Annotated in this window: 7 protein-coding genes; 3 read left to right on the top strand and 4 right to left on the bottom strand. The window is 33.8% G+C overall.

Going from position 1 to position 12914, the window contains the following annotated elements; genetic code table 11:
- Positions 1–17 precede the first annotated feature (17 nt).
- The 3 genes from EAH81_RS26510 to EAH81_RS26500 all read left to right on the top strand — a co-directional run bounded on the left by EAH81_RS26510 (position 18) and on the right by EAH81_RS26500 (position 6661).
- Entirely contained in the window at positions 18–641 is a 624-nt protein-coding gene (locus EAH81_RS26510) for a hypothetical protein (protein ID WP_140511996.1), read from the top strand.
- A 115-nt stretch (positions 642–756) separates the two neighbouring features.
- Positions 757–1422: a hypothetical protein gene (locus EAH81_RS26505; protein WP_140511995.1), complete on the top strand. Its 666-nt coding sequence runs from the start codon at positions 757–759 to the stop codon at positions 1420–1422.
- Positions 1423–2104: 682 nt separating this feature from the next.
- Positions 2105–6661 carry an NACHT domain-containing protein gene (locus EAH81_RS26500; protein ID WP_140511994.1) on the top strand — a complete coding sequence of 1519 codons (4557 nt, stop codon included), beginning with the start codon at positions 2105–2107 and terminating at the stop codon, positions 6659–6661.
- Positions 6662–6723: 62 nt separating this feature from the next.
- Here EAH81_RS26500 and EAH81_RS26495 read toward each other — a convergent pair whose 3' ends face one another.
- The 4 genes from EAH81_RS26495 to EAH81_RS26480 form a co-directional block, all read right to left on the bottom strand.
- A complete protein-coding gene (locus tag EAH81_RS26495) occupies positions 6724–8028 on the bottom strand; it encodes a helix-turn-helix domain-containing protein (RefSeq protein WP_140511993.1) in 1305 nt (434 codons plus the stop codon).
- A gap of 587 nt (positions 8029–8615) precedes the next feature.
- Positions 8616–10556 (bottom strand): OmpA family protein, encoded by a 1941-nt coding sequence (locus tag EAH81_RS26490; RefSeq protein WP_140511992.1) that lies wholly within the window; start codon positions 10554–10556, stop codon positions 8616–8618.
- An 11-nt stretch (positions 10557–10567) separates the two neighbouring features.
- On the bottom strand, positions 10568–11476 hold the full coding sequence (locus tag EAH81_RS26485) for a type IX secretion system membrane protein PorP/SprF (protein WP_140511991.1): 909 nt from the start codon (positions 11474–11476) through the stop codon (positions 10568–10570).
- 42 nt (positions 11477–11518) lie between these two features.
- Positions 11519–12914: gliding motility-associated C-terminal domain-containing protein (locus EAH81_RS26480; protein WP_194150836.1), on the bottom strand; the 1396-nt coding region annotated here is incomplete at its 5' end.

The raw sequence follows: 12914 nt of genomic DNA, 5'->3' as shown, positions 1-12914 counted from the left end.
TTAAATCTTAAAAATAAATGCAAAGATTACTCGAATCATATAAAACATTACTCCATTTAGGAACGCAAATGGTATTCTTTAACGAAGTCTATAAAACGTACAGAGATAATGAAGATTATTTAAACAAAGTAAAATTTGAGAATCATTATGCTGGATTACCCTTAGCAAAAGTTATCTCAGGTTCACTTCAAAATTATTCCCATATAATTGCTTGCTCATTTATTGACGAATACAATAAAGAATTTTCAATAGCTACAAACCCTGAATTTTCGAATAGAATAAAAAGATTAAAACAAATTACTAAACCTGCAATGAAGCGATTGAACTCTTGGTCTGATTTTAAGAACTACAGGAATTATATATTAGCTCATAATTATAGAATAGGAGATAAATCAATTTTTGCATCTGACTTTAAACCAATACTTTTTAATATTCCTCACACTAATGCCGAAACAGTTTTAGTTGTTGAGTTAATAAAAATTATTACAACATGTATAAATTATGAATTTCCTGAATTATTAAACGAATCTGATTTGGATGAAAATCTATTATCAAAAATGAAATTCAATTATCCGAATATAAATGTTGAAAAAGAAATCGAGGAAATATGGAACCAAATAAATGTAATAAGATATAGTTAAAACATTCTTACAATTTATAGTTCTGTTACAAATTTATAATCTTAATATCTTTTAATTTGATAAAAAGGTATCTATGAGAATAATATAAATATACCGAGTATTAAAACAAAACGGAATGACAAAAGACAATCAAATTTCGAAAATCATCATTGAACAACTTAATACAGTAGAGTTAAAAGAAAAATATTTAAACTTATTAAGTTCTAGAATTGACGAGAATAGAAAAACTTTAAATTCACTGTTGATAGTTATGGTTTTAACATCTTGTGCTTTTCCATTAATTGTCGAAACAAAAATTAGTGAAATTGCAGTGGGGCCATTTAAACTTCGTGATAATTTATTTGCTATTTCAATAATACCTTCAATCTTTTCCTATAGCTATTACAAATATGCAGCAATATGGACTGAAGTAATTGAGCAAAAATTCATTCTAAAAAATCTAACATCCAAAATATTCTCGATCAAAGAAAACTCTTATTTAAATGAAAGACTTAAACCATTTTCATTCGCTGATCATATTATAGATCATAGCACAAGAGTTAAATCTAAAAATTGGGGATGCTTTTTAGGTCTTTTCTGGATTCCAACAATAATCGGATTAGTTTTTTTTCCTTTCTTATTTGAATATTACGCTGTAAAAACATTGTATTATAAAAAGGGATTAAATGATATTATTAATTGGGTATTTTTTCTAACACCAATAATAACTGGGATATTTACCATTTTAATATATTATCAGGCAGGTAAAAAGTTAGATGAAACAAGAAAAACAGAAGAGTAAAAGTACTTCAATTTTATTCATATTTGCTAAAAATTATAGAGAGCTTTAATTATAAAAGGTGAAAATTAAAAAGAATATTATATCAGCTTTTTTCAAAGACAATTATATAAATTATCATAATAGATAATAAATAATATATTTATATGTCCAAAAATTTCATAAGATTGGTCTGGACAATTTTCTACTAGTTAATCTTGAAAAATTGGAACAGATCAGTATAGTAAATTACAGTCAGAACCTGTAAATAGAATTTAACATAAGAATGCTTATTATAATTAATATCCATAAAATTATCCTGATTTAAAAATTGAAAAGATTAATAAATATCCTTTGCCCACATAGTAGGGGATGCACTTTTGGGATTTAACATTATAACTTGATTTAAATTAAAAACTTAAGACCTATTTTAAAATTAGAAGAAGCCGAAGAACTCAGAGTATTTTTAATCGATTAGCTCATAAAGTATGGTTTTTCCTCTATTGTTGAGGAAAGTCCATTCCCAAATGCTTTTAATAAACGCTGGTTGGTTAGCGAGTTAATCGAAATAAAAAATGTTATATTTGAAATGCTAAAGACCACCGCATTTTATTTTTTTTTAAAATTGCCATGTCTTCCTAGAATCTATTAAAAAAACAGGGACAGAACTCAATTGCAGATGGTTCGGTTTTAAAAAGAAATCTTTATGCCTTTAGTTACCTATGAACAGCCATTTGTTGCTTCCTTACTAGATGAGAACAAACCGATGTCTCCAGCCAATAAGTCTTTTCCATATAATCAGATAGCGGATCCCCGCCGTTTTGAACAGCTGTTATACTCCTTATACAGCATTCGCATAGGAGAAAGTAACTTTGAAAAGTTTGACACTATTAGTTTAATGTCAGGAGTGAGCGAGAAAGGACGTGACTGCGCTTTGTTTACATGCGGAAAAAGTACTGGACTTATTCAATGCAAAAAGCATAGCTCTAATCTTTCCATTGCCGCATTCGGAGAAGAGATTACAAAATTTGTGCTTTATAGTTTACTAGAACCCACCCTTATTGATGACCCTGATAATTTTACTTATTACATTGCCGTGTCCTCCGGATTTGTGTCAGCATGCAGTGATTTCATTGATAATTTTAACCAAAAGGTTATCCAGGAGCAGCAGGAGCTTCAAAACTGGATTACAAGTAATTTAAAAAAGCCGACCCTTCAGGAGCTAAAACCTCAGCAGAATTCTCTGCTCTCCACGCTGCTGGATATTTTTTCGAGAATAAAAGTTAAAAAAATAGGCCCTTCTGATCTGGACTCGCTCCTAACGCTTCCTTCATGCTGCCATTTAATAAATTCTTTCTTTGAAGTCCGCACAGTCTTAAATGAGCAGGCCTCAGAAAAGGTTATCAATTACCTTGACAGAACCCTTGATGAGCCCAAAATAAAAGCTGCGCTGAAAAAAAGCTCTGCAGCTTTATCTTTGGAAAAAAACCATCTTGAGGAGGTAGCTGATTCCCACATTGAAAGAAATGAAACCCAGGCTCTTCTGAATTGGATAACTGAAGACTGCACTAGGGACGATAAAGGCAGACATTTGAATATTTGCCTTCTTGCAGGAAATGCGGGAATGGGAAAAACAGTTATTTTAAAAGATTTATACGACCAGCTTATTGAAGATGGAATTCCGGTTATGGGCCTTAAAGCGGACAGACTGGTAAGTGCCAGTATTGTCGAACTCCAGCATAAAATCGGACTGACAGTCCCAGTGTTGGATTTTATCGAACAGTGTAAAGAAAAATACCCAAAAACAGTAATCTTAATCGATCAGATTGATGCGCTTTCTCAGGCAATGTCTGCAGACCGCAATTACCTTCGGGTTTTTAAAAACATAATTGATTCCTATACTTATGACACCAACATAAGGATTGTGATCTCTGTTAGGATTTTTGATCTGCACTATGATCCTTCATTAAGAATTTACAAGCATTTAAAAACAGTCAATACTGAACTTTTTACTGAAGAGCAAGTAAAAAGCTTACTGGACAGAGCCGGCATTATATATACTGGACTATCCAATAAACTTTTACAGCTTTTAAGAACACCAAACCACATTAATATATTTACCCGACTGCCCTCAGCGGTAAAGTCAGGTAACTCGATTAAAAACCTTCAGGATCTGTACGCTGAACTTTACAAACTTAAAGTACTCTCGGTAGATGCCTCTGTACCTGTGCAACCGGCCGAATTAAAAAAAGTGCTTTTTAAAATCGCGGCAAAAATGTTTGACAGTCAAAGTATAACTGTCAGCGAACTGCAGTTTGAGGACTACAAAAAGCAACTAAATTATCTTGAAAGCGAACGGTTAATCAAAATTGAGGATGCACAGATACAGTTTTTCCACCAGACTTTTTACGATTTTATTTTCGCTAAACGATTTGTCGAAAAATCATTGAGCCTCTATAAATATATTCATAAAGAAGATCAGTCAATTTTTATCAGATCCGCCGTAAAAATGATATTTAATTACTTAAGGCAGTATGCCCCTGATATCTTTATTGATGAACTTCGAAAGATTTTTTGGGATAAAAAAATCTTTTTCCATATCAAGCAATTGTGCTTCTCCCTACTACTTTTTCTGGAAGATGCCAACACTGAAGAAAAAACACTGGCATCACAAATAATGCTCGAAAATACCGATTTTGAGCTTCTATTCTTCGAACACAGCAGATCCGAAAAGTGGTTTGAACTTGCTTTGGAAAAAAATATAATAAACAGTTTTTTAAATGCCCTGAGACAGACAGATTCCACACAGATCAATGAAGAACGAAATAAAATCTACCAGCATTATGTTTCAGATTTTCTGCAGTCCTATCTTGAAAAAAATAATGCTGATGCGTGGGCATATATTTTGAAACTAAACAATGCTTACATCAAAGAGACTATCCTTAGCAGATTAAAAAACTGGAAAGACCATAATGCTTTTAAGCTTCTGGAGCAGTGCACTGATTTTTACAATAATGATCCCTTCGGCTATTTTCTTGCCATGGATAAAATCGCTGAAATTAATCCTAAATACTGCCTAAAAATTCTTAAGGAAAGATTTCTTAGAAAAGAATGGATGGAGACAGCAAGGCAGACCGATCATCAAGAAAAAAAAGTATTCAAGACTTTATCGAAACATATTCCCGAAAAAATCGTTGATTTACTGCTTCCTATGCTTATTAGGGAATTAGAAGCAAATAAGCATTCTAATTCTGAATTATATGATGATTATTTTTATTCTGATGTTAACCTTAGAAGTGATAATGAGTTACATGACAAAGGATATTATTACTGGCTTTTGGCACGCTGTCTACGCCAAACAGCAAAGAAGCATTATTCAATGTTCTTAGGATTTGCCCAAGAGCACCGAAATTCGGAATTTGAAGCTGTGCTGCGACTTTTGGTACATGCCCTGAGCGGTTCTGAAAATACCTATCTAGACGAAATTTTTAAGCTTTTTAAGCATTTTTACAATATTAAAAGATTCATGACCTCTAGTGATCTGGGTGTCGAGTATCGTGACTTATTGCAAAAAAGTCTTCCTTTGTTCAGCCAGATACAGCTGAAGGAAATTACAGCAATGATCACGAGTCTTAAAATCCCGGCAGAGGCAGCAGTTTACGGGGACCGGACTAAATATCTGAATATTGGCCATACCAAGCATGTGCTGCTGCAGCGTTTTCCGGATGAAATGATTGACCAGAATAAAGAACTTAGAATATTAAGACTTGAATTAAACCGGAAATTTAAACCCTACAAAGAAACATATCGTTCCCATAATCTATTGGCAGGTGTCGTGCACAGGCCATTGACAGATATCGCGTACGAGAGGATGTCTGCTGTACAATGGATAAAATCCTTTAAAAAATATAACTCCGAGAGAGAACCTTTTCAAGGCGATTCAAGAAAAGGCGGACTTTACGAACACGTCAGGGCTTTTAAAGATTTTGCAAAAAAGTACCCTACCCAGGAAAAAGCGCAGATTATTGAAAAAGTAATCCAGGATGGTGAAATCAATCTGGAATATGCCCTATATGGACTTGAAGGTCTATGCGAAGCTAAATTTGACGCCGAAAAAATCCATCAATTGTTCAAAAAAATTATGCCGTCCAGAGAAAAATTCCTGGATAAATATTCATTTTTGAATATTGCTTATTACCTTTTAAAATCCAATATTGAAGATGCAGAAATATTGGATTATGTAATTTTAACCGGAAAGGCTGTTGAAGGAAAAAAAATAGACTATTCAAAATATGCCGAAACTTCTACCAGGGGTCTATTAACAGCAGGCATAAATACAATTTACGGGCGCGCGGCAAAAAATCTTATTTTTCTTCAGATTGATAAGTACGAAGATCTCATCTTCCCTGCGGTTCAAGATATGCTTCAAAACGGCCCTGATGAACAGAAAGCAACTATAGTCCACTATTTTGCATACTTAAACAAAATCAACCGCGAAAGATCTTTCAATATCTTTAGTGACCACCTAAAGAAGGAAGATAATGTTTATGTGCTGGCCTCCGCAATCTGGTCGATGCAGTATATGGGTAATCATGATTTTAAAAAATTAGTTCCAATATACCGCAGACTTATTTCATGCAATTTACTTGGCAAGGAAGACTCGCGGTGGCTTTTTTCCATCCTGCATCTTTCTTATCTTCTGCAAAAAGAAGGAGCGGAAGAACTGCTGTTTAACTTAATTGCAGTTAATTCTTCAGCAGGAAGTTCATCTTTTAATTTAATCTTTGAGCATTTCTACTTCAATGAAGAATCGCCTGACAGGTCAAATAAAGTGCTGCTGCATATTTTAGAGGCGGATAAGGCGGATCCAGATGAAAAACTGCAGATCTTCTATTCAGAATTTGAAACACTAAAACTGGATGATATTTCTGAGTTTTTGACCCACTACATTAAATCACCAAAATTTCAGTTTTCAGGTTCTCTTGTCCGATACCTGACCTGGCAGTGTAGCCACAATCCTGTTCTCTGCATCAATCTTTTTAATATGGCCGTAGAATCGGATAACCATAATCTGCATCGCGATAGGGGTTATCAAAGGGATCATGAAACCACCCGATTTATTATTGGCGCCTTTAATTCTTTAAAAGAGTCCGGCAAAGAAAGCAAAAAGCTCAGAAAACAGTTGCTGCAGTCCTTTGATAAACTCCTCAGGGACTACAGTTCCAGAAAAACATCTGAAAAAGTACTGGAAGAATTAATTTAGAAAGCGCCCGTAAGATAAAATTATCTATATCCGTATTCAAACATTAATCCATTGTTTTTTTACTAAGTTATATAAAATTTTTCACCATATATTGTTAAATCAACATGACAAATTGCTCTTCGAATAAATGATTTTGTTGTTGAAGATTTTGTAAAGTGATAATCATATAATTGTTTTAACACAAGAAGAATATATTGTATATCTATTGTAGACTTATCAAGATGAGTAATAGCTTGAATTAAATATCGTAAATCTGACGGGTCAATATCTTTAATATTTAATTCTTCACTTGCTTTTAATTTAATTAAAAACTTAGAAATGTGATTTGCAGCATTAGTTTCAGTTTGAATATTACCAGAAATAAATTTTTTACTATTTGATTTTTCATCTCTTAATCTTTTTTGCAGGTCGCTAACTTTTTGACCTTTATCTTTTTTTAAGATACTTTGCAACTCGTTTTCAGTATATTCACATACCGATAAATAATAATATATAGGATAGTAAACAGTATTTTCATAAAGTACTTTTCGGAAGAAATCTTTTGAGGACTCTTTATCCAGATCACGTTTAAAAAATGATTGGTATAGCTCAAAATGTGTAATAATTTGATATCTTTTTTCAACCAACTGAATAATTTTTGTACTATCCAAAGGAAGAACTTCGCCAATTAATTTTAAGGCTGGAGCTCCATCATTTTCAACAAAATGTCCTTCATTTATGAATTTAATTTTAGCAAGTAACTCTTCAGGAATTAACAATTTACTGCTTGAACCTATTAATTCCCCATTTTCAATATTTAGTAATCCCACATTTTCTACTCCTATTGTTGCAATGTTATTAATTAATTTCATCCATTTATCATTGAGAACTTTACTTTTCTCTTCTATTAAATTCCTTAAATCCCCGTATGCAATTGTCTTACTTTGACCTGGATAACGATAAAAAATATCACTTTCTTGAATATTATTATTTGCTGTTTTTATTGCAACAACAGGTCTTTCATCTGACTTATATATGTAAAGAAAACCTAATTCAAATCCTTCGACTTCTTTTGAAAATATTTCGAATTTAATTTCAGGCGCAAAATATTCGATAAGTTCTTGGGACAAATCTTTAGTATCAAAATTCTTGAATCTATCGTCTTTAAGCCCAGCTAATTCTCCATTATTCCTAACACCATAAATAATTAATCCGCCATTTGAATTTGCAAAACTTGCAATCCACTTCTGCAGTTTTTTATCCTTATGTTTAGGACTATGGAAAGTTTCTTTAAACTCAATTTCAGAGCTTTCTTTTTGACGGATTACATTTTCACTTACTATAAAATATTTCCTCCAATCAAATTCGTTTTCAAAAGATGTTTTCAATGTTACTTTAGTTTTTTAAAAGTTCGGAAAAGCTATATAAGTCCTTCATTTTTTTTATGAATAAATAATTACATACTGCTTTTCTTAATGATTTTTTTAGGGAAATTTAAAAACAATAAAGCATATAAATTCAGGTATAACTACCTGTTTTTTAAAATGGAAAATTGAGACGAAATGCGTTTGCTGTTCATATCTTTCTTTCAATAAAACTTAAAACGATACGGCAATTTATTTTCTAAAATATTGAGAATTTAGTTTTGTGGCAGAATCGTGGCGCATGTAGTTTTTTAAAAATAGAAATTCAGCAAAATCAAAGTCTAACGAGTTTAGGTTCGAAACTTTTAGAATACGATGTTTTTTTAGTTTTTTATCAGGAGGGTTCGAGTCCCGTTCCCGCTACTAGAAAGATTAAAAGCCTTAGAAATCAAGATTTATAAGGCTTTTTTATGATTAAAAAGATTTCAGCATTTCTGTAGAAAACTTATATATATCTTTTAATCAGAAGCAATATCTACCGTAATTATACATTTAAAAACAGACTGGATTACACATCAATTCCTGTGGAGAAATCGTTATACTGAAAACTACTACATTTCTGTAATTATAAATTCGCTTCTTCTATTGAGCTGATGTTCTTTTTCAGTACATTTTATACCGTCTGTGCATTTATTTATTAATTGCGTTTCACCATATCCTCTGCCAGCAAGCCGATCCACCGCAATGCCATTTTTAATCATATATTTAATAGTTGATTCTGCTCTTCGATCAGAGAGCTTTTGATTGTACTGGTAAGAAGCACGACTGTCTGTATAGGAACGTACATCGATCTTCATTTTTGGATACTGATTCATAACTTCAATAATCTTTTGCAAGTCGATTGCTGCGTCTTTTCTTATATTATGCTTATCAAGATCAAAGTAAATCAACTCTATATCAAATACATGTGCTAAATCAGAGCCAATTGTAACCTGTCTGGTAGCTTTTCCAAGGCTTATAGGTGATTTTGTTTCACCGGATTCAGGCAAAGTTGTAACGCTCTGCTCCTTTGTAGCATATTGTTTTTTTTCAGCTTTGATATAATAAAGTGTTCCGCAGTCTGCTTCAAAAGAATAGCTACCATCAGGTCCAGTTGTAATCTGTTTCATTGTGTTAAACTTAGCATCAGATAAAATAACCAGCGCTCCCGATATAATTGATTTATCATCCACATCTGTAACTACTCCTGTGATCATCTGTCTGCAATCTGTCTCCAGCTTCTTAAGTTCAGTAAAGCTGTAGATGTCATCATATCCCTTTCCTCCTGTCCGGTTTGATGAAAAATAACCTTTCTTGGTTTGCTCATCAATTATATAAGAGAAATCATCGTATGAACTGTTTATGGGTTCTCCAACATTAATTGCATTTTTAAAATCTTTGTCCTTTTCAGCAACTGACACAAAAATATCAAGTCCTCCCAGACCAGGATGCCCATCTGAAGCAAAAAATAATTCATTATTTGCAGATATAAAAGGAAACGTTTCTCTTGCTTCTGTATTGATTCCTGTACCTAAATTCTCCGGTTTGCCAAATGTCCCATCTTCATTAATTGCAATTTTATAAATATCAGAGCCGCCAATAGTTCCTGGCATATCTGATGCAAAATACAAAGTCTTCTCATCGGGACTTAAAGCCGGATGTGCTACCGAATAATTGTCACTATTAAAGGGAAGCTCAGTTATTTGAACCCACTGATCTTTTACCAAAACTGCCCGATAAATTTTAAATAGAACCCTGCCGGAATTATCTTTCTTCACCTTCCCATTATTTATATTATTACGCGTAAAATACATTGTTTGACCATTTTTAGTAAAAACAGGAGTAGCTTCGTGATAAATACTATTAATATTCTTTGAGAATTTTACAGGTTTCAAAAGCGAGTCTCCTTTTATAGTACTCCCATATAGAGTAGTAAAAGACTGGTTGGTCCAGGGGTTAATTCTTTTTGTAAAAACTCCCCCTGTATCTCTTGTAGAGGTAAATACAAGCTTGTCTCCATAAAAAGCAGCCCCATAATCCAAATAATTTGAATTTATTGAAGAGGAGCTGATCTGGTATCGTCCTGAATTCTTCTTTATCTGGGCTAAATAATCTTTATTATCCGCATAGAGTTTTGATCTTACCTGTTCGCCACTTTTTTGTAAAAAGTTGTTCATCATTAAATCTGCCTTATTATAATTGCCAACTGCTTTTAATGACTGAGCATAGCGATAATAATATTCTGATGGCACTGCCTCGTTAAGCGAAAATAATTCCGTATACCATTTTACTGAATTTGAAAAATCCGCATTAAAGTAATAGGCATCACCAAGTTTTTCAAAAAGATCAGCAGACTTATATCCTTTTTCCGCCACTCTTTGGTAGGTCTCTATTGCATCTATATAAGCATATTTGTTAAATAACTTTTCTGCTGATGCTATTTTGCCTTCCTGTGCATTTATTGTTAATGACCACAGGGCAATTGTTAGTTTTATGAAGTATATTTTACGCATAATTTTCAGTTTTAAAAGAATCTTGGATCCATTACGTTCTTCTGTTTACTAAACAATTCAAAACGCAGAAAAATCTCATGCGAACCAGAATTATAATTCTGTAGTTTAGTTGTCTCCATATCATATGCATATCCTGCAAAAATTCCTTTTGTTATCTGAAAGCCTACCAAGGCACTTACAGCAGCATCCCATCTGTAGGCTAAACCTGTGGTAAATTTTTCCGCAAAAAGAAAATTTGCAGATAAATCAACCTGGAGGGGTGCGCCGAAAGCAGCCTTAACCATTGCAGCGGGTTTAAACTTTAAATTATAACTTAAGTCAAAGACATATCCCCCTATCAAATAATAGTGCATTTTTTCTTGTGCAACAGCTACAACATTATCATCATAATGATCCGACTCCAAGAGATTGGGTACAGATAAGCCAATATAGGATGTATCCGAGTACCAGTAAATCCCCACTCCGAAATTAGGCATAAAATGATTCTCGATATTGGTTTGATAACTAGGGTCTGTCGGGCTGTATATATTGAGTTTTGTGTAATCAACATTTAACACATCTGCTGTGCCTTTAAGGCCAAATGCAAGCTTATGTGTATCAGAAGCTTTTATAGTATAGGAGAAATCTACAGAAAGACTATTTTCATCCATAACTCCTATCCGGTCGTTTATAAAAGAAACACCTAACCCTACATTTTTACCTATGGGAGAATTTACCGATAACGTATTTGTTACAGGGGCACCTTCTAGACCTACCCACTGCGTACGATGAAGTCCAAAAATACTAAGCACTCCTCTCGATCCTGCATAAGCAGGATTCACGTTAATAGTGTTATACATATACTGGGTGTATTGTGGATCCTGCTGAGCATTGGATCCTAACGTTATAAACAATGAAATAACTATTATTATTTTTTTCATTTTCTTTATGTTTTTATAATCCGGAAATTGATTTTTAAGGAATTAATTAAGATTCATATATCCGCTTTTCTTTTGAACAGAACCATCATTTTTCATGTATTCAAGTACGTAGAAATAAGTACCCGAAGGCAGCTTATTCTCACTTGCAATTGTAGCTCGGCCATCAGAATACCCTCTAAATACTCTTTCCTTATTGTCATAGCCTTTAGCATGATAAACCTGTACTCCCCAACGATTATAAATTACTAGTTCATTATCAGGATAACATTCTATACCCCCTATATAAAAAGTATCATTTTCACCGTCTCCATTAACAGAGAGTGCATTAAAGACCTCTATAGTACAGCCATTTAACAAGATAGCAGTCGGGTTATTACCATTCTTATCGGTATTGTCAGACATATCCGAAACAACACTGTTTGAAGGGTCCCTACCCGAAACTGTCGCTTGATTTACAACAGTTCCTGCATTAATATCTGACTGCTTAATAGTATAAACTCCTGTAAATGTTGTTGTATCTTCTTCTGCAGCCAATAGAGTTATTGGACCTCCCTGCATTACAATACCTGGAAGCGGATCTGCAATAGTGATGCCTGTCAGGGTTACGTCTCCAGTATTTATGATCGTAAACGAATAGGTTATGGTTTCCCCTGCCTGAGCAATAGCATCAGCGTTATTATCATTAAACACTGCGTGCTTAATAACTGCAATAGCTGATTTCTGTTTTAAAACAACAACCGTACAGTTAGGGCATAGTGGATCATAATTGGAATCATTAGAATCTATCGGAGATGGATCCCTAGAATCAGTTGTAATAGCATTCCCGCTTATAGTTTTAGCATCGGCTGCGGCTAAATTATATACAGCACCTATATCTAAATCTTGTTGGGTCAAACTATAAAGGGCCGTGAATGTAGTATTATCAGTAGTTCCAGGTGCCAGACTTGCCAAAGGTCCCCCAGTTACCGTAACCATTGGGTCAGTAACGATAACATTTGTTATTGTAGTGGTACCAGTATTTTGTACTGCAAAAATGAATAAAATTTTATCTCCTATATTAACAATACCATCATTATTAGTATCCTGATAAACTCCTTCTTTACTCAATTTAAATTCTGATAATTGATTAAGAATAATAACCGTTGGGTCATCATTGCCCTGAGCAGTTCCTGAGGTATCGCTCACCGTGCTCGCATCCGGAGCTGTACCTGTGGCAGTAGCCGTATTGGTCACATTACCTGTATTAAGGTCTGATTGTGTAATAGTATAAGCAGCCGTAGCCGTGCCCGTGTCACCAGGGGCCAGAACTGCTGGGGTAACCGCCAGGTTCACGCTGCCTGTAAGGGCATCGTTTACCACCACGCCGCTCAGGCTTACATTACCTGTATTGCTAACCGTAAAAGTATAAGTGATCTGATCGCCAACAGCGCCCGTGCCA

The sequence above is a fragment of the Flavobacterium pectinovorum genome (genome assembly GCF_006438875.1).
Lineage (GTDB): Bacteria > Bacteroidota > Bacteroidia > Flavobacteriales > Flavobacteriaceae > Flavobacterium > Flavobacterium pectinovorum_A.
The sequence above is the reverse complement of the archived record's forward strand: the minus strand, read 5'-3'. Positions and strand labels throughout refer to the sequence as shown.

What these genes read in the sequence shown, in the direction of transcription:
- EAH81_RS26510 (WP_140511996.1), top strand. Translation starts at nt 18, where the DNA reads ATGCAAAGATTACTCGAATCATATAAAACATTACTCCATTTAGGAACG.
- EAH81_RS26505 (WP_140511995.1), top strand. Translation starts at nt 757, where the DNA reads ATGACAAAAGACAATCAAATTTCGAAAATCATCATTGAACAACTTAAT.
- EAH81_RS26500 (WP_140511994.1), top strand. Translation starts at nt 2,105, where the DNA reads ATGCCTTTAGTTACCTATGAACAGCCATTTGTTGCTTCCTTACTAGAT.
- EAH81_RS26490 (WP_140511992.1), bottom strand. Translation starts at nt 10,556, where the DNA reads ATGCGTAAAATATACTTCATAAAACTAACAATTGCCCTGTGGTCATTA.
- EAH81_RS26485 (WP_140511991.1), bottom strand. Translation starts at nt 11,476, where the DNA reads ATGAAAAAAATAATAATAGTTATTTCATTGTTTATAACGTTAGGATCC.